At 60.7% G+C, this 25,885-nt stretch carries 25 protein-coding genes, 5 tRNA genes and 3 pseudogenes; 30 read left to right on the top strand and 3 right to left on the bottom strand.

Features of this window, described 5'->3' with window-relative positions:
• Window positions 1-114: 114 nt before the first annotated feature.
• The 3 genes and pseudogenes from AWY79_RS14775 to AWY79_RS14765 form a co-directional block, all read right to left on the bottom strand.
• A pseudogene (locus AWY79_RS14775) lies at window positions 115-1,195 on the bottom strand (chemotaxis protein).
• A 62-nt stretch (window positions 1,196-1,257) separates the two neighbouring features.
• On the bottom strand, window positions 1,258-2,280 hold the full coding sequence (locus AWY79_RS14770; RefSeq protein ID WP_066805607.1) for a tRNA dihydrouridine synthase: 1,023 nt from the start codon (window positions 2,278-2,280) through the stop codon (window positions 1,258-1,260).
• 64 nt (window positions 2,281-2,344) lie between these two features.
• Window positions 2,345-3,103, bottom strand: coding sequence for a substrate-binding periplasmic protein (locus tag AWY79_RS14765; RefSeq protein WP_066805604.1), 759 nt, complete (start codon window positions 3,101-3,103; stop codon window positions 2,345-2,347).
• Between the two features lie 290 nt (window positions 3,104-3,393).
• On the opposite strand from AWY79_RS14765, the gene AWY79_RS14760 reads away from it, so the two are divergent.
• The 30 genes and pseudogenes from AWY79_RS14760 to rplN all read left to right on the top strand — a co-directional run bounded on the left by AWY79_RS14760 (window position 3,394) and on the right by rplN (window position 25,880).
• Window positions 3,394-3,469 (top strand) — tRNA-Thr (locus AWY79_RS14760).
• Between the two features lie 12 nt (window positions 3,470-3,481).
• A tRNA-Tyr gene (locus AWY79_RS14755) sits at window positions 3,482-3,566 on the top strand.
• A gap of 65 nt (window positions 3,567-3,631) precedes the next feature.
• Window positions 3,632-3,708 (top strand) — tRNA-Gly (locus tag AWY79_RS14750).
• A gap of 47 nt (window positions 3,709-3,755) precedes the next feature.
• Window positions 3,756-3,831, top strand: a tRNA-Thr gene (locus tag AWY79_RS14745).
• An 87-nt stretch (window positions 3,832-3,918) separates the two neighbouring features.
• Complete coding sequence (tuf, locus tag AWY79_RS14740; RefSeq protein WP_066805601.1) at window positions 3,919-5,112, top strand: elongation factor Tu; 1,194 nt, start codon at window positions 3,919-3,921, stop codon at window positions 5,110-5,112.
• Window positions 5,113-5,114: 2 nt separating this feature from the next.
• The gene (gene rpmG, locus AWY79_RS14735; protein ID WP_066805598.1) at window positions 5,115-5,264 is read left to right on the top strand and encodes a 50S ribosomal protein L33; all 150 of its coding nucleotides are present in this window, start codon (window positions 5,115-5,117) and stop codon (window positions 5,262-5,264) included.
• 12 nt (window positions 5,265-5,276) lie between these two features.
• Window positions 5,277-5,353, top strand: a tRNA-Trp gene (locus tag AWY79_RS14730).
• An 83-nt stretch (window positions 5,354-5,436) separates the two neighbouring features.
• The gene (gene secE, locus AWY79_RS14725; RefSeq protein WP_066805596.1) at window positions 5,437-5,694 is read left to right on the top strand and encodes a preprotein translocase subunit SecE; all 258 of its coding nucleotides are present in this window, start codon (window positions 5,437-5,439) and stop codon (window positions 5,692-5,694) included.
• 34 nt (window positions 5,695-5,728) lie between these two features.
• Complete coding sequence (gene nusG, locus AWY79_RS14720) at window positions 5,729-6,286, top strand: transcription termination/antitermination protein NusG (RefSeq protein ID WP_066807267.1); 558 nt, start codon at window positions 5,729-5,731, stop codon at window positions 6,284-6,286.
• A 43-nt stretch (window positions 6,287-6,329) separates the two neighbouring features.
• Window positions 6,330-6,755, top strand: a complete 426-nt coding sequence (gene rplK, locus AWY79_RS14715) for a 50S ribosomal protein L11 (protein WP_066805594.1) — start codon at window positions 6,330-6,332, stop codon at window positions 6,753-6,755.
• A gap of 13 nt (window positions 6,756-6,768) precedes the next feature.
• Entirely contained in the window at window positions 6,769-7,482 is a 714-nt protein-coding gene (gene rplA / locus AWY79_RS14710; RefSeq protein WP_066805588.1) for a 50S ribosomal protein L1, read from the top strand.
• 146 nt (window positions 7,483-7,628) lie between these two features.
• Entirely contained in the window at window positions 7,629-8,150 is a 522-nt protein-coding gene (gene rplJ / locus AWY79_RS14705) for a 50S ribosomal protein L10 (RefSeq protein WP_066805585.1), read from the top strand.
• Between the two features lie 40 nt (window positions 8,151-8,190).
• The gene (rplL, locus tag AWY79_RS14700) at window positions 8,191-8,577 is read left to right on the top strand and encodes a 50S ribosomal protein L7/L12 (protein ID WP_066805582.1); all 387 of its coding nucleotides are present in this window, start codon (window positions 8,191-8,193) and stop codon (window positions 8,575-8,577) included.
• A 287-nt stretch (window positions 8,578-8,864) separates the two neighbouring features.
• The gene (gene rpoB / locus AWY79_RS14695) at window positions 8,865-13,004 is read left to right on the top strand and encodes a DNA-directed RNA polymerase subunit beta (protein WP_066805579.1); all 4,140 of its coding nucleotides are present in this window, start codon (window positions 8,865-8,867) and stop codon (window positions 13,002-13,004) included.
• An 85-nt stretch (window positions 13,005-13,089) separates the two neighbouring features.
• Window positions 13,090-17,244 carry a DNA-directed RNA polymerase subunit beta' gene (rpoC, locus tag AWY79_RS14690; RefSeq protein WP_066805576.1) on the top strand — a complete coding sequence of 1,385 codons (4,155 nt, stop codon included), beginning with the start codon at window positions 13,090-13,092 and terminating at the stop codon, window positions 17,242-17,244.
• Between the two features lie 216 nt (window positions 17,245-17,460).
• Window positions 17,461-17,832: a 30S ribosomal protein S12 gene (gene rpsL / locus AWY79_RS14685; RefSeq protein ID WP_014324023.1), complete on the top strand. Its 372-nt coding sequence runs from the start codon at window positions 17,461-17,463 to the stop codon at window positions 17,830-17,832.
• Between the two features lie 97 nt (window positions 17,833-17,929).
• Entirely contained in the window at window positions 17,930-18,400 is a 471-nt protein-coding gene (gene rpsG, locus AWY79_RS14680) for a 30S ribosomal protein S7 (RefSeq protein WP_066805573.1), read from the top strand.
• 15 nt (window positions 18,401-18,415) lie between these two features.
• Window positions 18,416-20,490, top strand: a pseudogene (gene fusA, locus AWY79_RS14675) (elongation factor G).
• A gap of 130 nt (window positions 20,491-20,620) precedes the next feature.
• Window positions 20,621-20,941 carry a 30S ribosomal protein S10 gene (rpsJ, locus tag AWY79_RS14670; protein WP_066805571.1) on the top strand — a complete coding sequence of 107 codons (321 nt, stop codon included), beginning with the start codon at window positions 20,621-20,623 and terminating at the stop codon, window positions 20,939-20,941.
• 10 nt (window positions 20,942-20,951) lie between these two features.
• Window positions 20,952-21,584: a 50S ribosomal protein L3 gene (rplC, locus tag AWY79_RS14665; protein WP_066805569.1), complete on the top strand. Its 633-nt coding sequence runs from the start codon at window positions 20,952-20,954 to the stop codon at window positions 21,582-21,584.
• 12 nt (window positions 21,585-21,596) lie between these two features.
• Window positions 21,597-22,217: a 50S ribosomal protein L4 gene (gene rplD / locus AWY79_RS14660; RefSeq protein WP_066805566.1), complete on the top strand. Its 621-nt coding sequence runs from the start codon at window positions 21,597-21,599 to the stop codon at window positions 22,215-22,217.
• Window positions 22,217-22,510 (top strand): 50S ribosomal protein L23, encoded by a 294-nt coding sequence (gene rplW, locus AWY79_RS14655; protein ID WP_066805564.1) that lies wholly within the window; start codon window positions 22,217-22,219, stop codon window positions 22,508-22,510. The genes rplD and rplW overlap by 1 nt, the downstream gene beginning before the upstream one ends.
• A 3-nt stretch (window positions 22,511-22,513) precedes the next feature.
• A pseudogene (gene rplB, locus AWY79_RS14650) lies at window positions 22,514-23,345 on the top strand (50S ribosomal protein L2).
• Between the two features lie 11 nt (window positions 23,346-23,356).
• Window positions 23,357-23,626 carry a 30S ribosomal protein S19 gene (gene rpsS / locus AWY79_RS14645; RefSeq protein WP_066805562.1) on the top strand — a complete coding sequence of 90 codons (270 nt, stop codon included), beginning with the start codon at window positions 23,357-23,359 and terminating at the stop codon, window positions 23,624-23,626.
• Window positions 23,627-23,638: 12 nt separating this feature from the next.
• A complete protein-coding gene (gene rplV / locus AWY79_RS14640; RefSeq protein WP_066805560.1) occupies window positions 23,639-23,971 on the top strand; it encodes a 50S ribosomal protein L22 in 333 nt (110 codons plus the stop codon).
• A gap of 1 nt (window position 23,972) precedes the next feature.
• A complete protein-coding gene (gene rpsC, locus AWY79_RS14635) occupies window positions 23,973-24,614 on the top strand; it encodes a 30S ribosomal protein S3 (protein ID WP_066805558.1) in 642 nt (213 codons plus the stop codon).
• A complete protein-coding gene (rplP, locus tag AWY79_RS14630; RefSeq protein ID WP_066805555.1) occupies window positions 24,614-25,027 on the top strand; it encodes a 50S ribosomal protein L16 in 414 nt (137 codons plus the stop codon). Before rpsC ends, rplP begins: the two co-directional genes overlap by 1 nt.
• 4 nt (window positions 25,028-25,031) lie before the next feature.
• Window positions 25,032-25,223 (top strand): 50S ribosomal protein L29, encoded by a 192-nt coding sequence (rpmC, locus tag AWY79_RS14625; protein ID WP_078063895.1) that lies wholly within the window; start codon window positions 25,032-25,034, stop codon window positions 25,221-25,223.
• Between the two features lie 3 nt (window positions 25,224-25,226).
• On the top strand, window positions 25,227-25,493 hold the full coding sequence (rpsQ, locus tag AWY79_RS14620) for a 30S ribosomal protein S17 (RefSeq protein ID WP_066805542.1): 267 nt from the start codon (window positions 25,227-25,229) through the stop codon (window positions 25,491-25,493).
• A gap of 18 nt (window positions 25,494-25,511) precedes the next feature.
• Window positions 25,512-25,880: a 50S ribosomal protein L14 gene (rplN, locus tag AWY79_RS14615; protein WP_066805540.1), complete on the top strand. Its 369-nt coding sequence runs from the start codon at window positions 25,512-25,514 to the stop codon at window positions 25,878-25,880.
• The last annotated feature ends 5 nt before the right edge of the window (window positions 25,881-25,885 follow it).

Here is a 25,885-nt window from a genome sequence, read left to right as displayed (position 1 = left end):
CCCGGGGACAAGCCGCAGGGAACCCCGCTCCGGCAGGGCGTTTCCGGCGGCGTGGCCAACGCAAAAGGCCCCGGTGAACCGGGGCCTTTTGCGTTGCTGATATGTGTCCTCGGCCTAGCGCCGGGCTTCGGCCTTGCGTGCCTCGATGAGGGCGGCTGCGCGACGGGCGAGGTAGGTGATTTCGGGTTTGGAGACCTGATCGTCCGCGCCCACGGTTTCGCCCCCGATGGCGGAGCTTGTCGGTGATCAGCGAGGAGAACAGGATGACGGGCAGGTCGCGCAGGACGGGGTCCTCCTTGACGCGCTTGCACAGGTGGTGGCCGTCCATCATGGGCATCTCGATGTCGGACACGAGCACCTGGACGTATTCGGTGATGGGCCGGTTGTCCTCCTGGGCGCGCTTCTTGATCTCCAGGAGGCGGTCCCAGCATTCGCGGCCGTTGTTGGTCTTCTCCACCTGGAACCCGGCCTGGCCGAGCATGTCGCGGATCATCTCGCGGCCGTTGTTGGTCTTCTCCACCTGGAACCCGGCCTGGCCGAGCATGTCGCGGATCATCTCGCGGATGAGCGGGGAATCGTCGGCGATGAGCGCCTTGTAGCCCGCGTTGCCGTCGAAGGTGACGTTGTCGTCGAAGCGCAGGCGCATGCTGGGGTTGAGCTCGGAGACGATGCGTTCGAGGTCGAGGATGAAGACGATGCGGTCGTCGAACTTGACCACGCCGGTGATGGATTCGGAGGACAGGGCGGAGACGTACTTGTTGGGCGCTTCCACGTCCTCCCAGGAGATGCGGTGGATGCGGGTCACGCCGGAGACCATGAAGGCGGAGGTGACCTGGTTGAATTCGGTGACGATGACCTTGGGCGGCTCGTTCTCGACCCGTTTCTTCTTCAGCCACAGGGAGAGGTCGAGCAGGGGGATGATGCGCGAGCGCAGGTTGAAGGCGCCCAGCACCGAGGGGTGGGAGACCTCGGGCATCTCGGTGACCTTGGGCATGCGGATAATCTCCAGCACCTTGGCCACGTTGACGCCGTAGTAGCCCTTTCGGCTCGGCTTGTGCCCGTCCTTGCGTTCGTGTTCTTCCTGGTTCAGATCGAGTTCGTCGGACTCCTTGGGCTGTTCCTCGAGGTAGAACTCCACGATTTCCAGCTCATTGGTGCCCGCTTCAAGCAGGATGTCGGTCGACTCGGTGGCCATGCTGTTACCGTTTCCTTGGTCAAGGGTACGAAATAATTAGGGCAACTCAACCCTTGTAAACGCTATTGGCAAAGGTCGTCAACCAGTGGGTAGGGGGCTTCGGGATCGGCCGGTTCCAGATCGCGGATCACGGCGGCGGCGCGCTCCAGGTCTTCCCAGTCCCGGCATTCGAGCAGGGAGGCGCGCAGGGCGCGGATGCCCTTCAGCCCCTTGGCGTACCGGGGGATGATGGAGCGGATCTTGCGGAAGGAGCGTGTGTCGCCCTCGAACAGCCGGGTCAGGCGGATATGCTCGCGCACGATTTCCGAGAGGAGTGCGCCGTCGCGCACGGGCAGGGGGGTGCCTTTGCGCAGGGCGATGAACCGGGCGAAGATGGACGGGTCGAAGAGCGCGCCGCGGGCGAACATGACGGCGTCGATGCCGGTCTCATCCAGGCAGCGTACCCCGGCCTCGGCCGAGAACAGGTCGCCGGACCCGATGACCGGGATGGACACGGTCCGCTTCAGCTCGGCGAGCTTGGCCCAGTCGGCCTGGCCCGCGAACATCTGTTTGCCGTAGCGGGGGTGCAGGGTGACCCAGTCCACGCCGGTGTCCTCCAGCCGCCGTGCCAGGTCGAGGAAGACCTCCTCGCCCTTGTTGAAGCCCAGCCGGAACTTGACGCCCACGCGGCCGCCCAGGGGATGCTGCCGGGCTTTTTCGACCATGATGGCGGCCAACTCGACCAGCTTGTCGAGGTCCTCCATGAGCTGCACCCCGGAGCCGGACTTGAGCACCTTGCGCACCGGGCAGCCCGCGTTGAGGTCGAAATTGCGGTAGCCCATGGAGACGAGCTTCTCCATGACCGGGTGGAAATATTGGGCCTCCGAGCCGAAAAGCTGGAGGATCATGGGGTCGTCCTCCGGGCAGGTGGCGATGAGCCGCCGGGTACCGGAGTTCTTGAAGGCCATGCCCTTGACCGAGACCATCTCGGAACAGGCCGGGCCGCAGCCGTAGCTGCGGGAGAGCATCCGGAAGGGCAGGTCGGAGTAGCCGGCCAGGGGGGCCAGCCAGGGGGCGTCGGGGGTGATGGCGAATTGCTGCGTCATGGTGGGAAGGGCATACGGGGTGGGCGATCGGGAGTCAAAGAAAAACAGGACCGGGGCCGGGGAGCTATCTGATATAGTAGCGGTCGTAGAGATCCTGGTACAGGCCGGACCCTACCAGAGCGTTGAAGGCTTCCTGCCATCGCTGGATGACCTTGTCGTCCACCTGCTTGGAAAAGGCGATGTATCCGGCCGACTCGACCACCGGCTCCGGGATGCGGTGCACGGCGGAGATCGGGATGTTGCTGGCCGCCAGCTTCTGGGCCACGGTCTCGTCGGACGATACGGCCAACGTGGCTTCGCCCGTCTTGAGCTGGTCGAAGCAGATCGCATAGGTCGCCTCGGCGCGCACGTTGGCAAAGCCCTTTTTATTGAGCACGGCGTGGTGCATGCTGTCGGAGACCACGCAGATGGCGGCGACGCCCCTGGCGTCTTCCAGGGACTTTAGGCTGAGGGTGCCGTTCAGGCCATAGAGGTAGTCCACCTCGCGCTGGAGCGGTCCTACCCATTTATAGAGATGCTCCCGCTGCGGGGTGCGGTAGACGTTGAAGAAGGCCGCGTCGCCGCCCTCGTCCAGCCTGCGGATGCCGTCGGCGTAGAGAACTTCGCGGATGGGCGTCTCCAGGCCGAGCATGTGCTTGAGGGCGCGGACGACCTCGAGGTTGAAGGAACGCTTGCCCGCATGGTCGCGGCCGCGCAGCTCGCCGGAGGCGGGATCGATATAGGCCTGGACGCCCAGGTCGTGGGTCAGCAGGGCGAGCTCCCCGGCCGTGGCCCGGATGGGGGCCAGGACGAGAAGGGCCAGTATGAAGATCGATAATCGCATGGTTGTCGAATAGGGTTGTGTTGGTTTCGGGTTTGAGGGTAGGAATGGCGATTGCACCGCGCAATTATAAACTATCGTTGCCGGGCGTGGCTCCGGGGCCTGCGGTCCGGATCGGCCAAGGTAAGGAAATTGAAAAAAATACAGCTTCAGGGTTGACAAACCATCGCTTTTGAAATTAAACCGGCCCGTCTTCGAGCGCAATACGGCTCTTCCCCCATGAGCGGGAAAAAAGGCCGTTGAAAACTCTTGATTTTTGACATAGCGGCGTATATAGACTTCGTTCCCGGTTGGCTGGCGTAGCTCAATTGGTAGAGCAGCTGATTTGTAATCAGCCGGTTGCGGGTTCAAGTCCCATCGCCAGCTCCAGAAAGTAATAATGGTGGGGTTCCCGAGTGGCCAAAGGGAACAGACTGTAAATCTGTCGGCATACGCCTTCGGAGGTTCAAATCCTCCCCCACCACCACAAATTTTTTCGAATCACACTGTAGGAGGCCGTCCAAGAGGCGGTCGATGGACTACAGAGAGTGAGCGGGAATAGCTCAATTGGCTAGAGCATCAGCCTTCCAAGCTGAGGGTTGCGGGTTCGAGTCCCGTTTCCCGCTCCATTTAGCCGTCTCTCAATCCTCCATCATCCTTATATCAGTGTGCGAAGGCTCACGTAGCTCAGTCGGTAGAGCACATCCTTGGTAAGGATGAGGTCACCGGTTCAAATCCGGTCGTGAGCTCCAGGCGTTTTTTTGTTTGTAATGCTTTGTCAAGCAAGTATTTAGAAAATAGAAACCTACACAACTTTATTGATTTAGGGGGTTATTGAAATGGGTAAAGCTAAATTTGAACGTAGCAAGCCTCACGTTAACATCGGCACCATCGGTCACATCGACCATGGCAAGACCACTCTGACCGCCGCCATCACCAAGCTGGCTCACATGGCCGGTCACGGCGAGTACGTCGCCTTCGACGAGATCGACAAGGCTCCCGAAGAGAAAGAGCGCGGCATCACCATCGCCACCGCCCACGTCGAGTACGAGACCGAGAAGCGTCACTACGCCCACGTGGACTGCCCCGGTCACGCCGACTACATCAAGAACATGATCACTGGTGCCGCCCAGATGGATGGCGCCATCCTCGTGTGCGCCGCCACCGACGGTCCCATGCCCCAGACCCGTGAGCACATCCTGCTCGCCCGTCAGGTCGGCGTGCCCGCCATGGTCGTCTTCATGAACAAGTGCGACATGGTCGACGACGAAGAGCTGCTCGAACTGGTCGAGCTCGAAATCCGCGAGCTGCTGTCCAAGTACGAATTCCCCGGCGACGACATTCCGGTCATCCAGGGTTCCGCCCTGAAGGCCCTGGAGTGCGAGTCCGCCGACGATCCGGCCGCCAAGTGCATCTACGAGCTGCTGGAAGCCTGCGACTCCTACATCCCCGAGCCCGAGCGCGACATCGACATGCCCTTCCTGATGCCCGTCGAGGACGTCTTCTCCATCTCCGGCCGTGGTACCGTTATCACCGGTCGTGTGGAGCGCGGCATCATCAAGGTCGGTGACGAAGTCGCCATCGTCGGCATCAAGGACACCATCAAGACCACCTGCACCGGTGTCGAGATGTTCCGCAAGCTGCTCGACCAGGGCCAGGCCGGTGACAACGTCGGTCTGCTGATCCGCGGCGTGAAGCGCGAGGAAGTGGAGCGCGGCCAGGTTGCTGCCAAGCCCGGTTCCATCACCCCGCACACCAAGTTCAAGGCCGAGGTCTACGTCCTGTCCAAGGATGAAGGCGGCCGTCACACCCCGTTCTTCTCCGGCTACCGTCCGCAGTTCTACTTCCGTACGACTGACGTCACCGGTGTCGTCACCCTGGACGAGGGCGTCGAGATGGTCATGCCCGGCGACAACGCCACCTTCAACGTCGAGATGATCGCCCCCATCGCCATGGAGATCGGTCTGCGCTTCGCCATCCGCGAAGGCGGCCGTACCGTCGGTGCCGGTGTCGTCACCGAAATCGTGGAGTAATCATGCGCGTCAACATTCAGCTGCAGTGCACCGAGTGCAAGCGTAAGAACTACGCTACGCAGAAGAACAAGAAGAATACTACCGGACGTCTGGAAGTGAGCAAGTATTGTCCCTGGGACAAGAAGCACACTGTTCACAGAGAGTCCAAGTAGATTCGATAGAGCAGGGGCATAGTTCCAACGGCTAGAACGCCGGTCTCCAAAACCGGATGTTGGGGGTTCGAATCCCTCTGCCCCTGCCAACTTAAGTCTTTGAAAGCGGCGCGGGGTCTTGCACGGAAACGGCAAGGCCCCGCCAACCGCTCAATAATTTGGGAACAGTGATATGGCCAAGAAGAAAGGCAAGAAGGCCGCTGACAAGCAGGCCGTAGAGTCTCGGGCAGCCGGTCTGAAGGACAAAACCAAGGAGCTCATGGAGTTCTTTGAGGAGTCCAAGGTCGAGATCAAGAAAGTGGTCTGGCCGACCCGCAAGGAGACCGTAACCACGTGTATCGCCGTATTGGTCGTCTCCGTGGTCATCGCTCTCTATCTGGGCGTGGTCGACCTGGCGCTTTCCAAGATCGTCGAGGCCATCCTGTCCTAAGGACCAAAGCTATTTGCAAAGGCTGGATCACAACATGGATGCCACAATGGAAAACGCCGCACCTCGTGCTCGCTGGTACATAGTTCACACCTACTCGGGTTTCGAGCAGCGTGTCGAACAGACCGTCCGCGAGATGATGCGCACCGGACAGGACAAGGGCCTCATTGAGGAAGTCGTCATGCCCACCGAAAAGATCGTTGAGATGGTCAAAGGTGAGCGCAAGACGTCGACTCGCAAGTTCTATCCGGGATACATCATGATCAAGATGATCCTGACGGACGATTCCTGGCATCTCATTCAGTCCATTCCGCGCGTGACAGGCTTTGTCGGCGGCAAGAACCGGCCGACTCCCATGCGCGACAGCGAGGCGGAGAACATCCTCAACATGATGGAGAGCCGCCAGGAGAAGCCCCGTCCCAAGTTCAACTTCGAACGCGGGGACGAGGTCCGGGTCATCGATGGCCCGTTCAGCGGCTTCAACGGTGTTGTGGAAGAAGTCAACTACGACAAGGGTAAGCTCAAAGTATCCGTCTCTATATTCGGGCGTCAGACTCCTGTGGAGCTTGATTTTGTCCAAGTGGACAAGGGATAGCCCGGATCGTCGCTAACAGCGAAATTTCTCATCGAGGAATACAATGGCCAAGAAAGAAATAGGTAAGATTAAACTGCAGATCCCCGCAGGCGCAGCCAACCCCTCCCCGCCGGTCGGTCCGGCCCTGGGTCAGCACGGCGTCAACATCATGGAATTCTGCAAGGCGTTCAACGCCAAGACGCAGGACCAGAAGGGTCTGATCATCCCGGTGGTCATCACCGTGTATGCGGACCGCTCCTTCGACTTCATCACCAAGACCCCCCCGGCTGCCGTGCTTCTGCTCAAGGCCGCCAAGATTGAGAAGGGCTCCGGTGAACCCAACAAGCAGAAGGTCGGCAAGGTCACCAAGGCGCAGATCAAAGAGATCGCCGAATTGAAGATGGTGGATTTGAACGCCAATGACATCGAACACGCCATGCTCCAGATCGAGGGTACCGCCCGCAGCATGGGTCTCGAAGTCAAGGGCTAGTGAGGAAAGAAAAATGCCTAAGCATGGAAAGAAATACCGCAACGCAGTCGGTGACCGCGACACCACCGTGCGCGTCGATATCGAAGAGGGTGTGAAGGCCGCTGTTGCCGGCGCCTACGCCAAATTCGACGAGACCGTGGACGTGGCCATCAACCTCGGCGTCGATCCGAAGTACTCCGATCAGATGATCCGCGGCGCCGTCAGCCTGCCCAACGGGCTCGGCAAAGACGTGCGCGTCGCCGTCTTCTGCAAGGGGGAAAAGGAAAACGAGGCCAAGGAAGCCGGTGCCGATTACTACGGTTCCGACGACCTGGTCGAGAAGATCCAGTCCGGCTGGCTCGACTTCGACAAGGCTGTCGCCACCCCGGACATGATGGCCGTGGTCGGCAAGATCGGCCGCGTGCTCGGCCCCCGTGGCCTGATGCCCAACGCCAAGACCGGCACCGTGACCATGGACGTGGCCAAGGCCGTCAGCGAGCTCAAGGCCGGTAAGGTCGAGTTCAAGGTCGACAAGGCGGGCGTGCTGCACGCTCCCATCGGCAAGGTCTCCTTCGGTCCGGACAAGCTCCTTGAGAATCTCAAGGCGCTGCTGGAAACCGTCATGCGCCTCAAGCCCTCCTCCGCGAAGGGCACCTATATGAAGGCTCTGGCCGTTTCCTCCACCATGGGTCCCGGCGTGAAGGTCGATCCCCTGACCGTCCGGAAATTCCTGGAAAGCACCAATTAATTGAATGCCGGGCTCCCTTTGGGGAGCCCTGTAGATAATCGCACGGAAGGTTGAGTCAGAGACGGCAGGTGGGGCTGTGCTCCCTTAATATCCTGCTCAGACAAAGCTTTGACCTGCTTTCCGGGCCGAACGACGAGGAGTGGTAGATGAACAGGCAAGAAAAAGCCCAGATCATCGAGCAGCTGCACGAAAAAGCTTCGCGCGCCAGCATCGCCGTCGTCACCGATTTCAAGGGTCTGACCGTTGAGGAAATGACCGTCCTGCGCTCCAAGTGCTTCGAGATCGGTGTCGATTACCAAGTCGTCAAGAATACCCTGGCCCGGTTGGCTCTCAATGACACCTCTCATGGTGAATTGAGCGAACACCTGAAAGAGAACTGCGCCATTGCGCTGGGTTACGAAGATCCCGTAGCCCTTGCCAAGGCGTTGGCCGATTACGCCAAGACGAACAAGAAGTTCGCCTTGCGTTACGGCACTCTCGAAGGCCAGTTTCTTGACAGTGACGCAGTGAAGGAACTCGCCAAGATGCCCAGCAAGCCTGAGCTCTTGAGTTCCCTCCTCGGCACGATGCAGGCCGTACCTCGCAATTTCGTCTGTCTGTTCGCCAACATCGAACGCAAGTTCCTGTACGCCTTGACCGCGATCAAGGAACAGAAAGAAGCTGCGTAAAAACAGGTTCAAAGCGAATCACTTTTAAGGAGAATTTATCATGGCTGATATCACCAAAGAACAGGTTGTCGAATTCATCGGCAACATGACCGTCCTGGAACTGTCCGAATTCATCAAGGAACTCGAAGACGTGTTCGGCGTCGAGGCTGCCGCCCCCGCCATGGCCGTTGCCGCTGCTCCGGCCGCCGGTGGCGATGCCGCCGCCGAGGACGAGCAGACCGAGTTCAACGTCGTCCTGACCAATGCCGGCTCCAACAAGATCGCCGTCATCAAGGCCGTCCGCGGCCTGACCGGTCTGGGCCTGAAGGAAGCCAAGGCTCTGGTCGACGAGGCTCCCAAGGCCGTCAAGGAAGGCGTGTCCAAGGACGAGGCTGACGAGGCTGCCAAGCAGCTGCAGGAAGCCGGCGCCGAAGTTGAAGTTAAGTAACTTCGCCCTCTTAAGCTAGCATAGCAAAGAGCGCTCGCCCTCTTAAAAAGGGCGTTGCGCTCTTTGCTCTGTATGTATATATAATGGTTTAATCGCCTTTCGACATTGGGTGCAAGCGCTGCAAGGATGACCATCCTCTCCTCGTCGGTGCGCCGGGTTTTTGGTTCCGGCTGCAGCTTATCTACCCGTTTAACGCATCGGTCGATCTAGACGGCCGCTGTGTCAGACAGTGGGCAAGGGCCAAGGCCCCGCGCCCCAACCATCAACCGCTCATGCATGAGGGTACAATGGGTCAACTGAGAAAAGAATTCGGCAAAATCGTCAACACGCTCCCCATCCCGCACCTGCTGGAACTCCAGGTGGATTCGTACGATCGTTTCCTCCAGGCGGAGACCCCGCCGTCCAGCCGCGGAGACTTCGGTCTCGAGGGCGTGTTCAGGTCCGTTTTTCCCATTGAAGATTTCAACAAGACCGCTAGCCTTGATTTCGTGTCCTATGAAATCGGCGAACCAAAATACGACGTCGATGAGTGCATCTCGAAGGGTTTGACCTACGAGACGCCCATCCGTATCACCGTCCGTCTCGTAGTTTTTGACGTGGATGAAGAGACCGACAACCGCACGATTCGCGACATCAAGGAACAGGACATATACTTCGGCACGCTCCCGCTGATGACTGAGAAGGGCACCTACGTCATCAACGGCACCGAGCGCGTCATCGTCAACCAGCTGCAGCGCTCCCCGGGCATCATCTTCGAGCATGATTCCGGCAAGTCCCATTCCAGCCGCAAGGTTCTCTATTCCAGCCGCATCATTCCCATGCGCGGCTCCTGGCTTGACTTCGACTTCGACCACAAGGACATCCTGTACGTGCGGATCGACCGCCGTCGCAAGATGCCCGTCACCATCCTGCTGAAGGCCATGGGCCTCTCCAGGGCGGATATCCTCGACTACTTCTACGAGATCGAGTCCTACACCCTGCACAAGACCAAGGTGCTCCGCAACGTGGTCGCCGAGCAGTACCGCAAGGAAACCGCGTTCGCCGACATCACCGTCGACGATAAGGTGCTGGTCAAGAAGGGCACCGACATCACCAAGGGCGCCTGGAAGAAGATGGTCCGCGCCGAGGTCAAGACCATCGAGGTCGATCCGGCTTCGCTGGTCGGCCTGTTCCTGGCCAAGGACATGGTGGACAAGAACGGCGAGGTCATCGCCGAGGCCGCCGAGGAAGTGACCGTCGACGTGATCGAAAAGCTCCGCGACGCCAAGATCAAGGACCTGGAAGTGCTGCACACCCGCGGCATGGACGTGTCCTCGTCCCTGCGCGACACCCTGCTGCTCGACAAGACCACGGACATCGAATCCGCGCAGATCGAGATCTACCGCAGGCTTCGTCCCAGCTCCCCGCCCACGCCCGAGATCGCGGCCAGCTTCTTCGAGAACCTGTTCCGCTCCGCCGACTACTACGACCTTTCCAGCGTGGGTCGCTACAAGCTTAACTCCCGTCTGAACCAGGACGTGGACCTGTCCATCCGCACCCTGACCAACGAGGACATCCTCCTCGCGGTCAAGGAGCTGATCCACCTGAAGGACTCCCACGGCCCGGCCGACGACATCGACCACCTGGGCAACCGCCGCGTGCGCCCTGTGGGCGAACTGGTGGAGAACCAGTACCGCATCGGCCTTGTCCGCATGGAGCGCGCCATCAAGGAGCGCATGTCCCTGCAGGAAGTGGCCACCCTGATGCCCCATGACCTGATCAACCCCAAACCGGTTGCCGCCGTGCTCAAGGAGTTCTTCGGAACCTCCCAGCTCAGCCAGTTCATGGACCAGACCAACCCGCTCTCCGAGGTCACCCACAAGCGCCGCCTGTCGGCCCTGGGACCCGGCGGCCTGACCCGCGAACGCGCGGGCTTCGAGGTGCGCGACGTGCACACCTCGCACTACGGCCGCATCTGCCCCATTGAGACGCCGGAAGGTCCGAACATCGGTCTGATCGTCTCCCTGACCACCTACGCCAAGGTCAACGACTACGGGTTCATCGAGACCCCGTACCGCAAGGTGGTGGACAAGAAGATCACCGACGAGATCGTCTACATGGACGCCTCCAAGGAAGCCAAGGAAGTGGTGGCCCAGGCCAACGCGCCCCTGGACAAGGACGGCGTCTTCGTCAACCCGCGCGTCAACGCGCGTCTCGCGGGCGACGTTCAGCTCACCGCGGCTGAAGAAGTCACCTGCATGGACATCAGCCCCAGCCAGACGGTCTCCATCTCGGCTGCGCTGATTCCGTTCCTGGAGCACGACGACGCCAACCGCGCGCTCATGGGCTCCAACATGATGCGTCAGGCCGTGCCGCTTCTCCAGGCCGAGGAGCCGCTCGTCGGCACCGGCATGGAAGGCCCGGTCGCCCGCGACTCCGGGGCCTGCGTCCTGGCCGAGCAGGACGGCGTGATCCACTACGTGGACGCCGAGCGCATCATCATCAATTACGACAACGGGCTGTACCCCAACACCGGGGGCGCCAAGCACTACGAGCTGCAGAAGTGGCACAAGTCCAACCAGAACTCCTGCTTCGGCCAGACGCCCCGCGTCCAGGTCGGCCAGGTGGTCAAGAAGGGCGACGTGCTGGCCGACGGCCCGGGCATCGACCACGGCGAGCTTGCCCTGGGCAAGAACCTGCTGGTCGCCTTCATGCCCTGGTGCGGCTTCAACTTCGAGGACTCCATCCTCATCTCCGAGCGCATGGTCAAGGAAGACGTGTTCACCTCCATCCACATCGAGGAGTTTGAACTGGTCGCCCGCGACACCAAGCTCGGACCCGAGGAAGTGACCCGAGACATCTCCAACGTTTCCGAAGAGATGCTTCGCAACCTCGACGAATGCGGTATCATCCGCATCGGTGCCCGCATCAAGCCCGACGACATCATGGTCGGCAAGATCACGCCCAAGGGCGAGACCCAGCTGACCCCTGAAGAGAAGCTGCTGCGCGCCATCTTCGGCGACAAGGCCCGCGACGTGAAGAACACGTCCCTGAAGGTTCCGCCGGGAATCGCCGGCACCATCGTGGACGTCAAGGTCTTCAACCGCCGCTCCGGCGAGAAGGACGACCGCACCAAGGCCATCGAGGACGCCGAGCTGGCGGCCTTCGACGTCAAGGAGCAGAAGCACGTCGCCGCCCTGACCGACGCCATCCGCGAGAAGGTCTGGGCCGTGCTGGAGGGCGTCAAGCTGAAGAAGGACCTGGCCGGACCCAAGAAGGCCACCCTGGGCAAGACCGGGGAGGTCATCGACCGCGAGGCCGTGGACTCCGTGCCGGTCAAGAAGCTCATCGGGCTGTTCGACCGCGAGGTCAACGACCAGCTGAAGCTCATCGTGGCCGACTACGAGCAGCAGATCGCCTTCATCAAGAACATCTACGACGTCAAGCGCGAGAAGGTGACCGAGGGCGACGATCTGCCCCCGGGCGTCATCAAGATGGTCAAGGTCTACGTCGCGGTGAAGCGCAAGCTCTCCGTGGGCGACAAGATGGCCGGCCGTCACGGCAACAAGGGCGTCGTGTCCTGCATCCTCCCCGAGGAAGACATGCCGTTCTTCGAGGACGGCACCCCCATGGACATCGTCCTGAACCCCCTGGGCGTTCCCTCCCGTATGAACATCGGGCAGATCATGGAAACGCATCTGGGCATGGCCGGCCGCAAGCTGGGCCAGCAGGTTCAGTTGATGATGGAGGAGAGCGGCAATTCGCTCAAGAACATCCGTGAGGAGGTCAAGTCCATCCTCGACACCGCCCGCATGGGCGACGTCATCGATTCCATGTCCGACGAGGAGTTCGTCGAGGCCGTCAAGAAGCTCAAGAACGGCATCGTCGCCAAGACCCCGGTCTTCGACGGGGCCGCGGAAGACGGCATCTGGGGCTGGCTGGAAAAGGCCGGTCTCGCCTCCGACGGCAAGTTCGTGCTCTACGACGGCCGCACCGGCGAGCCGTTCCACAGCCGGGTCACCGTGGGCATCATGTACATCCTCAAGTTGCACCACCTGGTCGACGAGAAGATCCATGCCCGGTCCACCGGCCCGTACTCCCTGGTCACGCAGCAGCCCCTGGGCGGTAAGGCCCAGTTCGGCGGCCAGCGGCTGGGCGAGATGGAAGTCTGGGCCCTCGAGGCCTACGGCGCCGCCTATCTTCTGCAGGAGTTCCTGACCGTCAAGTCCGACGATGTCCAGGGCCGCGTGAAGATGTACGAGAAGATCGTCAAGGGCGACAACTTCCTGGAAGCCGGTCTGCCGGAATCCTTCAACGTCCTGGTCAAGGAACTCATGTCGCTGGGTCTGGACGTGACCCTGCACTACGAGGACCGTAAGCGTCCCGGCCAGCAGCAACAGCAGGCCCTCCCGGCATTCCCGGCAGGCCCCACGCCGCTGGTGGACTAGGGCCGGACGAACACAAGGTAATAGGCCCGGCCGGCCGCAACCGGCCGGCCGGGCATGAAATAACTTTTTACGATAGGGGATATCCATGACGTTGGACGATCTGTTCACCTTGCGTGGAGCGCCGAACGCGGCGGCCCAGGGCCGCAACCTCAAAGCGATCCAGATATCCATCGCTGCGCCTGAAACGATCCGCGAGTGGTCCTACGGTGAAGTCAAGAAGCCGGAGACCATCAACTACCGTACCTTCAAGCCGGAGCGCGACGGCCTGTTCTGCGCCAAGATCTTCGGCCCGGTGAAGGACTACGAGTGCAACTGCGGCAAGTACAAGCGCATGAAGCATCGCGGCATCGTCTGCGAAAAGTGCGGCGTCGAGGTCATTGCCTCCAAGGTTCGCCGCGAGCGTATGGGACACATCGAACTGGCCGCGCCTGTGGCGCACATCTGGTTCCTGAAGACCCTGCCGTCCAAGATCGGCACGCTGCTCGACATCACCATGGCCGACCTGGAAAAGGTCCTGTACTTCGACTCGTTCATCGTGCTTGATCCGGGCGAGACCCCGCTGAAGAAGCACCAGGTCGTCAGCGAGGACCAGTACTTCCAGGTCATCGACCACTTCGGCGAGTCCGCCCTGACCGTGGGCATGGGCGCGGAGACCGTCCGCACCATGCTCCAGGCCCTGGACCTGCCGACCCTGCGCGCCGAGCTGCGCGAAGAGTCGCAGACCACCCGGTCGCAGACCAAGAAGAAGAAAATCACCAAGCGGCTGAAGATCGTCGAGGCCTTCCTCGAGTCCGGCAACAAGCCCGAGTGGATGATCATGGAAGTGATTCCCATCATCCCGCCCGAGCTGCGCCCGCTGGTCCCCCTGGACGGCGGCCGTTTCGCCACCTCGGACCTCAACGACCTGTACCGCCGCGTCATCAACCGGAACAACCGCCTCAAGCGGCTGCTGGAGCTCGGCGCGCCCGAGATCATCATCCGCAACGAGAAGCGCATGCTCCAGGAGGCCGTCGACGCCCTGTTCGACAACGGCCGCCGCGGCCGCGCCATCACCGGCACCAACGGTCGTCCGCTGAAGTCCCTGTCCGACATGATCAAGGGCAAGCAGGGCCGGTTCCGCCAGAACCTGCTCGGCAAGCGCGTCGACTACTCCGGCCGTTCGGTCATCGTCGTCGGCCCGAAGCTGAAGCTGCACCAGTGCGGCCTGCCCAAGAAGATGGCGCTGGAACTGTTCAAGCCGTTCATCTATTCCGAGCTTGAGAAGCGCGAGATCGCCACCACCATCAAATCCGCGAAGAAGATGGTCGAGCGCGAGGACCTGGTCGTCTGGGATATCCTGGAAGACGTGGTCCGCGAGTACCCGATCATGCTCAACCGCGCCCCGACCCTGCACCGGCTGGGCATCCAGGCCTTCGAGCCGCTGCTTGTCGAGGGCAAGGCCATCCAGCTGCACCCGCTCGTCTGTTCCGCCTACAACGCGGACTTCGACGGTGACCAGATGGCCGTTCACGTTCCGCTGTCCGTCGAGGCGCAGATCGAGTGCCGCGTGCTGATGATGTCCTCCAACAACATCCTCAGCCCGTCCAACGGCTCGCCGATCATCAACCCCTCGCAGGACATCGTCCTGGGCCTGTACTACCTGACCACGCCGCGTTCCTTCGAGAAGGGCGAGGGCATGATCTTCTCCTCCCCGGAAGAGGTCATCGCCGCCCACGACTTCGGCGCCGTCGGCATCCACGCCCGGATCAAGGTGCGCATCAACGGCGAGATCGTCGAGACCACCACCGGCCGGATCATCGTTTCCGAGCTGATCCCCGAGAAGGTCCCGTTCGAGCTGGTCAACTGCGTGCTGAACAAGAAGAACATCGCCGCCCTGGTCACCGGCGCCTACCGTCTGGCGGGCACCAAGGCCACCGTCATCCTGTGCGACAGGATCAAGGACCTGGGTTACGAATATGCCACCCGCGCTGGTGTGACCATCGGCGTCAAGGACCTCAAGATCCCGGACAAGAAGGCGAAGATGCTGGAAACGGCCAACGCCGAGGTGGACGAGATCGAGAACCAGTTCCAGGACGGCATCATCACCCGCACCGAGAAATACAATAAGGTCGTCGACGTCTGGACCAAGGTGACCAACGACATCTCCAATGAAATGATGCAGGAGATGTCCACCGACGTCCTGGTCGATCCCAAGACCGGCAACACCGAGGTCAACTCGAGCTTCAACCCCATCTACATGATGGCCACCTCCGGCGCTCGAGGCAACCAGGACCAGATGCGGCAGCTGGCCGGCATGCGCGGTCTGATGGCCAAGCCTTCGGGCGAGATCATCGAGACCCCGATCACCGCCTCCTTCCGCGAAGGGTTGTCGGTTCTCCAGTACTTCATCTCCACCCACGGCGCACGAAAGGGCCTGGCCGATACCGCGCTCAAGACCGCGAACTCCGGTTACCTGACCCGCCGCCTCGTGGACGTTGTCCAGGACGTGACCGTGTCCGAACTGGACTGCGGCACCGTGGACGGACTGGAGCTGACCCACTACATCAAGGGCGGCGAGATCAAGCAGCGCCTTGCGGAACGGGTTCTGGGCCGCGTGACCATGTTCGACACCTACGACGAGGAGACCGGCAAGCTGGTCATCCCGTCCAACACCATGATCGATGCCGCCTACGCCAAGAAGCTCGACGAGTCCGGCGTGAACTCCATCGTCATCCGCTCCGGCCTGACCTGCAAATCCAAGCAGGGCGTCTGCGCCATGTGCTACGGTCGCGACCTGGCCCGTGGCCACCTGGTCAACGTCGGTGAGACCGTCGGCATCATCGCCGCCCAGTCCATCGGCGAGCCGGGCACCCAGCTGACCATGCGTACCTTCCACATCGGCGGTACCGCATCCAAGGAAATCGAGTCCTCGAGCATCGAGTCGCAGCACAACGGCCGCGTCATCACCTCGCGCATGCGCACCGTCGTCAACTCCGACGGCCACAAGATGGTGCTCGGCAAGAGCTGCCAGGTGGGCATCGTGGACGAGCAGGGCCGCGAGCGTGAAAAGTACGTGCTGCCTTCCGGCGCGCGCCTGCTGGTCGACGAGGGCCAGGAGGTCAAGAAGGGCGCCGCCCTGGCCGAATGGGACCCGTACATGGAGCCGTTCATCGTCGACGTGTCCGGCGTCATCAAGTTCAAGGACATCATCGAAGGGAAGACCGTCCAGGAGGACCGTACCTCCAAGGCGTCCTTCACCATCATGGAATACCGCACCACCAACTACCGCCCGGCCGTGACCCTGCTGGGCGAGGGCGGCAAGCCCGTGCACCGGCCCGGCACCGATATCGATGCCAACTTCGCCATGCCCGTGGGCGCCATCCTCATGGTCAAGGACGGCGACACGGTCCGCGCGGGTGACGTTATCGCCCGTAAGCCGCGTGAGTCCTCCAAGACCAAGGACATCGTCGGTGGTCTGCCGCGCGTCGCCGAGCTGTTCGAGGTGCGCAAGCCCAAGGATCTGGGCGTCGTGTCCTCCATCGACGGCATCGTGACCTTCGGCCCCGAAACCAAGGGCAAGCGCAAGGTCATCGTCACCCCGGAGACCGGCGATGCTCAGGAATTCCTCATTCCCAAGGGTAAGCACATCACGGTCCAGGAGTCCGACTTCGTCGAGGCCGGCGACCTGCTGACCGAAGGCTCCCCGGAGCTGCACGACATCCTGCGGATCAAGGGCGAGAAGCATCTGGCCCGCTACCTGGTCGAGGAAATCCAGGACGTGTACCGGTTCCAGGGCGTCAACATCAACGACAAGCACATCGAGATCATCGTTCGCCAGATGCTCAAGAAGGTCTCCATCCTGAATCCCGGCTCCACCTCCTTCCTCATCGGAGAGCAGGTGGACAAGATGCGGTTCATGGAAGAGAACTCCAAGGTCGTGGCCGAAGGCGGCGAACCCGCCGTGGCCGAAACCCTGGTTCTGGGTATCACCCAGGCCTCGCTGTCCACGGACTCCTTCATCTCGGCCGCTTCGTTCCAGGAGACCACCAAGGTCCTGACCGAAGCGTCCCTGAAGGGCAAGTCCGACTACCTGCGCGGCCTGAAGGAAAACGTCATCGTGGGCCGTTTGGTGCCCGCCGGTACCGGCTTCCGGAAGTACACGGACGCCGAAATCAGCGTGCCCGATCAGCCCGAACGCCCGGACAAGTTCCTTGAGGAGCTGGAAGAAAGCCCGCTCCTCGTGGACATGCCCCTGGCATAAACGCTGCCGAGATTATAACACGGAAGCGTAGGTTTTAACTGTTTGGAAAAGTTGGAGAGGCCTGTCCTCTCCAACTTTTTTGGCCTGAGAGGCGCCAAAGTACACCGGATCATCGGGCTAAATCACTTGACAATGCCCGAAGTAATGGAGTACTTGCGGTCCTCTTTGCGCATGGTTTGCGCGTTGCTACAGTATTAACTAATGATTGGAGGATGAATGCCTACCATTAACCAGCTGATCCGCAAGGGCCGTGAAGCTCAGCCCAAGCGGAAAAAAACCCCGGCCCTGATGGAATGCCCTCAGCGTCGAGGCGTTTGCACCAGGGTGTACACCACGACCCCGAAGAAGCCGAACTCCGCGCTTCGTAAGGTCGCCCGCGTGCGCCTGACCAACGGCATGGAAGTCACCGCGTACATCGGTGGTGAAGGCCACAACCTGCAGGAACACTCCGTGGTTCTGATCCGCGGCGGCCGTGTAAAGGACCTTCCCGGTGTCCGTTACCACATCGTCCGCGGTACCCTCGATACCTCCGGTGTCGACGATCGTCGCCGCGGCCGTTCCAAGTACGGCACCAAGCGCCCGAAATAGGTTATAGCCTCATTCGCAATGCCCGGGGTGGGATGACAAAGTAGGGCGGAGGCTGCCCGAAATAATGTCCCCCCGGCCGAAATTCAAGGAGAAAAAAATGCCTCGTAAAGGTCCTGTCGCCAAGCGGCAGATCCTGCCGGATCCTGTATACGGCAGCAAGCTCATCACTCGCTTCATCAACCGTCTTATGTTGGACGGCAAGAAGTCCACTGCGGAAAGAATTTTCTACAAGGCACTCGAGATCCTGGCCGACAAGACCAGCGAAGACGCGCTGCGCGCCTTCGAGAAGTGCATCGACAACATCCGTCCCGCCCTGGAGGTCAAGTCCCGCCGTGTCGGCGGCGCCACGTACCAGGTGCCGATGGAAGTGCGTCCCGACCGTCAGACCGCCCTGGCCATTCGTTGGGCCATCTCCTACGCCCGCGGGCGTGGCGAGAAGGGCATGGTCGCCCGCCTGTCCGGCGAGCTCCTGGACGCCTTCAACAACCGTGGTGGCGCTGTGAAGAAGCGTGAAGACACCCACAAGATGGCTGAAGCCAACAAGGCTTTCGCTCACTACCGCTGGTAGTCCCGGAGTATTACAGTGGCGAGAAAAGTACCCAGAGAGAAACAGCGCAATATTGGTATCATGGCCCACATCGATGCGGGCAAGACTACCACTACCGAGCGAATCCTGTTCTACACCGGCGTGTCCCACAAGATCGGTGAGGTCCATGATGGCGAAGCCACCATGGACTGGATGGTTCAGGAGCAGGAGCGCGGCATCACCATTACGTCTGCCGCCACCACCTGCTTCTGGCGCGAGCACCGTGTCAACATCATCGACACCCCGGGCCACGTGGACTTCACCATGGAAGTCGAGCGCGCCCTGCGCGTGCTTGACGGCGCCGTCGCCGTCTTCGACTCCGTGGCCGGCGTCGAGCCGCAGTCCGAGACCGTGTGGCGTCAGGCCGACCGGTATCACGTTCCCCGCATGGCCTTCGTCAACAAGATGGACCGCATCGGTGCCGACTTCTTCCGTTGCGTCGAGATGATGAAGACCCGGTTGGGCGCCAAGGCCGTTCCTCTCCAGCTGCCCATCGGCGCCGAGGACGATTTCCAGGGCGTCGTGGACCTGATCGAGGGCAAGGCCTACATCTATGATCACCTCGATCACGGAGCCAGCTTCACCACCACCGAAGTGCCGGCCGATCTCCAGGACCAGTACGAGCTGATGCGCGCCGAAATGATCGAAGCCATCGCCGAGGAGGACGAAACCCTTCTCGAGAAGTACATGGGCGAGGAAGAGATCACCCCCGAGGAGATCCGCGAGGGCGTGCGCAAGGCGACCACCAACCTGACCATCTGCCCCGTGCTCTGCGGCACCGCGTTCCGCAACAAGGGCGTCCAGCCGCTGCTCGACGCCGTTGTGGACTACCTGCCCAGCCCGCTGGACATTCCGGCCATGAAGGGCACGGACCCGCAGGACCCCGAGACCGTTATCGAGTGCCCCTGCGACGACGACAAGCCGCTTGCGGCCCTGGCCTTCAAGCTGATGACCGACCCCTTCGTCGGCCACCTGACCTTCCTGCGCATCTACTCGGGCAAGATCGAGTCCGGCGCCACGTTCATGAACGCGGCCACCGGCAAGAAGGAGCGCATCGGTCGTCTTCTGAAAATGCACGCCAACAAGCGTGAAGAAATCAAAGAGGCATACGCCGGCGACATCGTTGCCGCCGTCGGCCTCAAGAACGTAGCCACCGGCGATACCCTGTGCGACCTCAAGCGCGCAGTGGCCCTGGAGTCCCTGGACATCCCCGAGCCGGTCATCGAGGTGGCTATCGAACCCAAGACCAAGGCAGACCGCGACACCCTGTCCGCCGCTCTCGTCAAGCTGGCCAAGGAGGATCCGTCCTTCCGCGTCAAGGGCGACGAGGAGACCGGACAGACCCTGATCGCCGGAATGGGTGAGTTGCACCTCGAAATCATCGTTGACCGTCTCCTCAGGGAGTTCAACGTGAACGCCAACGTGGGCGCGCCCCGCGTTGCGTACCGAGAGACCATCTCCGCCGCGAACAAGGTTGACGTCAAGCATGCCAAGCAGTCTGGCGGCCGTGGCCAGTACGGCCATGTCGTCCTGGAAGTCGAGCCCAATCCTGAGAAGGGCTACGAGTTCGTGGACGAGATCAAGGGCGGCGTGATTCCCAAGGAATACATCCCCGCCGTTGACAAGGGCATCCAGGATGCCATGAAGAACGGCATCTCCGCCGGGTTCCCGGTGGTCGATGTGAAGGTCAAGCTCGTGTTCGGCTCCTACCATGAAGTCGACTCCAGCGAACAGGCCTTCTACATTGCCGGTTCTCTGGCCATCAAGGAAGCCTGCAGAGGCGCCAAGCCGGTGCTGCTCGAGCCGATCATGTCGGTGGAAGTGGTCACCCCGAGGATTACCTCGGTGACGTCATGGGCGACTTGAACGGCCGTCGCGGCCGCGTGGGCGAAATGGAAGCCCGCGCCGGCGTGCAGGTCGTGCGCTCCTTCGTGCCGCTGTCCGAGATGTTCGGATACGCCACGGACCTGCGCTCCAAGACCCAGGGCCGGGCCACCTTCACCATGCAGTTCGACCACTACGAGCGGTTGCCGAACAACTTGGCCGAAGAATTGATGAAAGGAAACGATTAACGTAGAGCCGAGGATTTTCCCTTTGCTTGACACTGCGGCGGTCCGGGTGTACTCATCCCGACCGCTGCAAAGTTCGGCGCCTTTTCCTTTTCAGGCGCGGTAAAGATAAATCCTTTGAGGAGAAAGCACTATGGCTGCTTCGATGGCGAGCGATCGCATCAGAATTAAACTGAGAGCATACGATTACCGTATTCTGGACAAGGCTGTTAACGAGATCGTTGACACCGCCCGGAATACCGGTGCGGCTATTGCCGGCCCCGTGCCGCTGCCCACCGACATTCATCGTACCACCGTCCAGAAGTCTGTCCACGTTGACAAAAAGTCCCGTGAGCAGTTCGAAATGCGCATTCACAAGCGTCTTCTGGATATCCTCGAACCCACTCAGCAGACGGTTGATGCCCTGGGCAAGCTTTCGCTTCCCGCCGGCGTCGACGTCGAGATCAAGCTCTAGGAGTGTAGTTATGGCTAAGACTCTCGGACTGCTTGGCAGAAAAGTGGGCATGACCCGCATTTTCAAGGACGATGGTACCATCTGCCCCGTGACGGTCATTGAGGCCGGTCCCTGTGCGGTGATGCAGATCAAGACCATGGATAAGGAAGGCTACAATGCCCTGCAGCTCGGCTACGACAACGTGCCCGAGCGCAAGGTGAACAAGCCCATGAAAGGCCACATGGCCAAGGCCGGCGACGCCCTGTACCGCCACCTCAAGGAATTTCCCATTGAGGCCATCGAGGGCTACGAGCTGGGTCAGGAGATCACCGTCGACATCTTTGCCGCCGGTGAGAAGGTCAAGGTTACCGGCACCTCCAAGGGTAAGGGTTTCCAGGGCGTCATGAAGCGTCACAACTTCGGTGGCTCCCGCGCCTCCCACGGTGCCGAAAAAGTGCACCGCGTTCCCGGCTCCGTCGGTAACGCGACCTACCCCGGCCGTGTCTGGAAGGGCAAGAAGATGCCCGGCCAGATGGGGAACGAGCGTGTGACCTTGAGCAACGTTGAGATCGTCGATGTCCGTCCCGAGGATAACGTCCTCGTGGTCAAGGGCCAGGTGCCCGGACCGAACAACGGCCTCCTGATGATCCGCAAGAACGGCTAAGAGGTATACGTCATGGCAAAAATTCAAGTTGTAGATCAGAATAACAAGAAGGTGGGCGACTTCGAGCTGGCCCCCGAGGTTTTCGAGGTGGAGATCATGCCCGAAATCCTCAACCAGGTCGTCCGCGCCCAGCGCGCTTCCCAGCGCCAGGGCACCCATGCCACCAAGAACCGCGCCCTCAAGGACGGCGGCGGCCGCAAGCCGTGGCGCCAGAAGGGCACCGGTCGTGCCCGTGCCGGTTCCAGCAACTCGCCCCTGTGGCGTGGTGGTGCCGCCACCTTCGGCCCGCAGCCTCGCGACTATACCTTCAAGGTCAACAAGAAGGTCCGCAAGCTGGCCCTCAAGATGGCTCTGTCCTCCCGCGTCTCCGAAGAGAAGATGATGGTGGTCAAGTCCATCGATCTCGCTGAGATCAAGACCAAGGCCTTTGCCGAAGTCGCTGAAACCCTCGGCCTGAACAAGACCCTGATCGTCGCCAAGAACGCCGATCGGAATCTGGAGCTGTCCGCACGGAACATGCCCCACATCAAGGTTATCGAGGCCGACAAGCTGAATGTTTACGACGTGCTGCTGTACCCCGAGCTGGTTATGCTCGAGGCCGCCGCCCAAGACGTTCAAGAGAGGTTGAAGTAATGGATTATTCGAAAGTACTGCTCAAGCCCGTGGTCTCCGAAAAGGCCAACGAGGCCAAGGAGCAATCCAATCACGTCTCTTTTTACGTCCACCCCGATTCCAACAAGGTCGAGGTGAAGAAGGCCGTGGAAGCAGCCTTCGACGTCAAAGTCGAGTCCGTGAATATCGTCAGCAAGAAAGCGATGCCGCGCAAGCGCATGGGTCGCCTGACCGGCGGCCGCGTCCCCGGTTACAAGAAGGCCTACGTCAAGCTTGCAGCCGGCGATAAAATCGAAATCTTCGAAGGAGTGTAACCCATGGCAACCCGTAAGCTGAAGCCTACTTCTCCGGGCCGCCGGTTCCAGACCATCTCCGATTTCGCGGAGATCACCCGGACCACTCCCGAGAAGTCGCTGACCAAAGGCCTGACTAAGAAGGCCGGTCGCAACAACAATGGTCGCGTCACCTCCCGCCGTCGCGGCGGAGGCAACAAGTCCCTGTACCGCCTGATCGACTTCAAGCGGAACAAGCTTGGCGTGCCCGCCAAGGTGGCCGAGATCGAGTACGATCCGAACCGCAGCGCCCGCATCGCCCTCCTGCACTACGCGGACGGCGAGAAGCGCTACATCCTGGCCCCTGTCGGCCTGAACCAGGGCGACGTCATCACCGCGGGTGAGGGCGCCGACATCAAGCCTGGCAACGCCATGGCTCTGGCCCAGGTCCCGACCGGTACCATCGTGCACAACATCGAGCTGTACCCCGGCAAGGGCGGCCAGTTCTGCCGTGCCGCCGGTACCTACGCCCAGCTGATCGCCAAGGAAGGCAAGTACGCGCTGCTGCGCATGCCCTCCGGCGAGGTCCGCAAGGTGCTGGCCACCTGTTGCGCCACCATCGGCCAGGTTGGAAACATTCATCACGAGAATATCAAGATCGGTAAGGCCGGCCGTAATCGCTGGCTTGGCCGTCGCCCGAAGGTCCGTGGTGTGGCAATGAACCCGATCGATCACCCGCTGGGGTGGTGGTGAGGGCCGCAGTTCCGGTGGTCGCCACCCGGTTTCCCCGTGGGGTATGCCGGCCAAGGGCTACAAGACCCGGAACCGCAAGAAGGCTTCCTCGAAGCTTATCGTCAAACGCCGCGGCCAGAAGTAGGAGTATAAACGATGCCTAGATCTCTCAAAAAAGGCCCGTTCCTCGACGGTCACCTGATCAAGAAAATCCAGTTGGCTGCCGAAAATCAGGATCGCCGCGTGATCAAGACCTGGTCCCGCCGTTCCACGATCGTCCCCGAGATGGTCGGTATGACTTTCGCAGTCCACAATGGCCGGAAGTTCATCCCCGTGTTCGTGACCGAAAACATGGTCGGTCACAAGCTGGGTGAATTCTCCCCGACCCGCACCTACTTCGGCCACGTGGCCGACAAGAAGAAGTAGGGGGAGCACGTAATGGAAGCCAAAGCAGTAGCAAAGTTCATTCGCGTGTCCCCGCGAAAGACCCGCGTCGTCGCCGAGAACATCAAGGGCAAGGGCGTCGAGGATGCTCTGAACATCCTCCGGTTCACCCCGAAGAAGCCCGCCGAGATTCTCCGCAAGGTTCTGTACTCCGCCATTTCCAATGCGGAGCAGATGCCCGGCGTCGATGTCGACTCCCTGATTGTCGACACGGTCATGGTCAATGAAGGTCCTACCTGGAAGCGTATCAAGCCGCGCGCCATGGGCCGCGCTTACCGCATCCGGAAGCGTACCAGCCACATCACCATCGTAGTGAAGGAACAGTAGTATGGGACAGAAAGTACATCCTTACGGTTTTCGTCTGGGGTATAACAAGAACTGGCTGTCCCGCTGGTACAGCACCAAGGATTACCCTGCGTTCGTCCTCCAGGACGACCAGGTCCGCAAGTTCGTTAAGAAAAAGTTGTTTCAGGCCGGCGTTTCCCGCATCGAGATCGAGCGGGCCGGCGGCAAGATTCGCCTGATCATCCACACCGCGCGTCCCGGTATTGTCATCGGCCGTAAGGGTGTAGAGATAGAAAAGCTGCGCGATGAATTGCGCGGCAAGTTCAAAACCGAGTTCACCATTGAGGTCAACGAGATCCGTCGACCGGAGGTTGAAGCTCAGCTCGTAGCTGAGAACATTGCCCAGCAGCTCGAACGCCGTATTGCCTTCCGCCGTGCCATGAAGCGCACGGTGGGCCTTGCCAGGAAATTCGGCGCCGAGGGTATCAAAGTCGCTTGCGCAGGCCGCCTTGCCGGCGCAGAAATCGCTCGCGGCGAGTGGTACCGTGATGGGCGTGTGCCCCTGCACACCCTTCGTGCCGACATCGACTATGGTTTCGCCGAGGCTGCCACCACTTACGGCGTTATCGGAGTCAAGGTCTGGATCTTCAAGGGTGAGATTCTGGACAAAGAGGTACAACAGTAATGCTTGCTCCAAAAAGAGTTAAATTCAGGAAATGGCAGAAAGGCCGACTCAGAGGCAAGGCCCAACGGGGTAACGTGGTGTCCTTCGGCGATATCGGGCTGAAGGCATTGGAGCACGGAAAGATCACCAATCAGCAGATTGAATCCGCTCGTGTCGCGATCATGCGTCACATCAAGCGCGGCGGTAAGGTCTGGATCCGCATCTTCCCTGATCACCCCACCACCTCCAAGCCCGCGGAAGTCCGCCAGGGCAAGGGTAAAGGCGCACCCGACGGTTGGGTCGCGCCGGTGAAACCGGGCCGGATTATGTACGAAGTCAAGGGTGTCGACATCGAGCTTGCCAAGGAAGCCCTCAAGCGCGCTTCCTACAAGCTGCCGATCAAGACTTCCATCGTTGTGAAGGAGGGTCTCTAAGATGATCACTTCCAAGGAACTTCGTGAACTGGATGACGCGAAGCTGACCGAGAAGCTGACCGAGTCCCGGCATGAGCTGTTCACCATGCGCTTCAAGCATGCGACCGCCCAGCTGGAGAACACCAAGGCACTCGCCGGCGTCAAAAAGACCATCGCCCGTATCCTGACCATTCAGCGGGAACGGCAGGGAGCGTAAGAAATGGCTGAGTTCAAATACCAAGGCAACAAGCGCCTGCTCACCGGTCTGGTGATCTCCGACAAGGCCGACAAGACCATCGTCGTCCGCGTCGAGACCCTGGTGAAGCATCCGCTGCTGAAGAAGTACATCCGCCGCCGCAAGAAGTTCATGGCCCATGATCCGGCCAACGACTGCGGTGTAGGCGATACGGTGCAGATTGTCGAATCGAGACCCATGTCCCGGCGCAAGCGCTGGCACCTGGTCAAGATCCTCGAAAAGGCCGTTTAGGGATTAGGAGGAAATCATATGATTCAGGTTGAATCCAATCTCGACGTGGCTGACAACTCCGGAGCCAAGAAAGTCGCCTGCATCAAGGTGCTCGGCGGTTCCAAGCGCCGTTACGCCAGCGTCGGTGATATTATCGTAGTGTCCGTCAAGGAGGCCATGCCCCATTCCAAGGTGAAGAAGGGCTCGGTCATGAAGGCGGTTGTCGTCCGCACGAAGAAGGAGCTCGGTCGTCCCGACGGTTCCTACATCAAGTTCGACAACAATTCCGCCGTGCTGCTCAACAACAACATGGAGCCTGTGGGCACCCGTATCTTCGGGCCCGTGGCTCGTGAGTTGCGCGCCGCCGGTTTCATGAAGATCGTTTCCCTCGCTCCCGAGGTCCTGTAAGGAAA

The sequence above is a fragment of the Pseudodesulfovibrio indicus genome (assembly GCF_001563225.1).
GTDB lineage: Bacteria > Desulfobacterota > Desulfovibrionia > Desulfovibrionales > Desulfovibrionaceae > Pseudodesulfovibrio > Pseudodesulfovibrio indicus.
This window is presented reverse-complemented; position numbering and strand designations above follow the sequence as displayed.

Coding starts and splice junctions, on each gene's coding strand:
- AWY79_RS14770 (WP_066805607.1), bottom strand. CDS start 2,280: ATGACGCAGCAATTCGCCATCACCCCCGACGCCCCCTGGCTGGCCCCC.
- AWY79_RS14765 (WP_066805604.1), bottom strand. CDS start 3,103: ATGCGATTATCGATCTTCATACTGGCCCTTCTCGTCCTGGCCCCCATC.
- tuf (WP_066805601.1), top strand. CDS start 3,919: ATGGGTAAAGCTAAATTTGAACGTAGCAAGCCTCACGTTAACATCGGC.
- rpmG (WP_066805598.1), top strand. CDS start 5,115: ATGCGCGTCAACATTCAGCTGCAGTGCACCGAGTGCAAGCGTAAGAAC.
- secE (WP_066805596.1), top strand. CDS start 5,437: ATGGCCAAGAAGAAAGGCAAGAAGGCCGCTGACAAGCAGGCCGTAGAG.
- nusG (WP_066807267.1), top strand. CDS start 5,729: ATGGATGCCACAATGGAAAACGCCGCACCTCGTGCTCGCTGGTACATA.
- rplK (WP_066805594.1), top strand. CDS start 6,330: ATGGCCAAGAAAGAAATAGGTAAGATTAAACTGCAGATCCCCGCAGGC.
- rplA (WP_066805588.1), top strand. CDS start 6,769: ATGCCTAAGCATGGAAAGAAATACCGCAACGCAGTCGGTGACCGCGAC.
- rplJ (WP_066805585.1), top strand. CDS start 7,629: ATGAACAGGCAAGAAAAAGCCCAGATCATCGAGCAGCTGCACGAAAAA.
- rplL (WP_066805582.1), top strand. CDS start 8,191: ATGGCTGATATCACCAAAGAACAGGTTGTCGAATTCATCGGCAACATG.
- rpoB (WP_066805579.1), top strand. CDS start 8,865: ATGGGTCAACTGAGAAAAGAATTCGGCAAAATCGTCAACACGCTCCCC.
- rpoC (WP_066805576.1), top strand. CDS start 13,090: ATGACGTTGGACGATCTGTTCACCTTGCGTGGAGCGCCGAACGCGGCG.
- rpsL (WP_014324023.1), top strand. CDS start 17,461: ATGCCTACCATTAACCAGCTGATCCGCAAGGGCCGTGAAGCTCAGCCC.
- rpsG (WP_066805573.1), top strand. CDS start 17,930: ATGCCTCGTAAAGGTCCTGTCGCCAAGCGGCAGATCCTGCCGGATCCT.
- rpsJ (WP_066805571.1), top strand. CDS start 20,621: ATGGCTGCTTCGATGGCGAGCGATCGCATCAGAATTAAACTGAGAGCA.
- rplC (WP_066805569.1), top strand. CDS start 20,952: ATGGCTAAGACTCTCGGACTGCTTGGCAGAAAAGTGGGCATGACCCGC.
- rplD (WP_066805566.1), top strand. CDS start 21,597: ATGGCAAAAATTCAAGTTGTAGATCAGAATAACAAGAAGGTGGGCGAC.
- rplW (WP_066805564.1), top strand. CDS start 22,217: ATGGATTATTCGAAAGTACTGCTCAAGCCCGTGGTCTCCGAAAAGGCC.
- rpsS (WP_066805562.1), top strand. CDS start 23,357: ATGCCTAGATCTCTCAAAAAAGGCCCGTTCCTCGACGGTCACCTGATC.
- rplV (WP_066805560.1), top strand. CDS start 23,639: ATGGAAGCCAAAGCAGTAGCAAAGTTCATTCGCGTGTCCCCGCGAAAG.
- rpsC (WP_066805558.1), top strand. CDS start 23,973: ATGGGACAGAAAGTACATCCTTACGGTTTTCGTCTGGGGTATAACAAG.
- rplP (WP_066805555.1), top strand. CDS start 24,614: ATGCTTGCTCCAAAAAGAGTTAAATTCAGGAAATGGCAGAAAGGCCGA.
- rpsQ (WP_066805542.1), top strand. CDS start 25,227: ATGGCTGAGTTCAAATACCAAGGCAACAAGCGCCTGCTCACCGGTCTG.
- rplN (WP_066805540.1), top strand. CDS start 25,512: ATGATTCAGGTTGAATCCAATCTCGACGTGGCTGACAACTCCGGAGCC.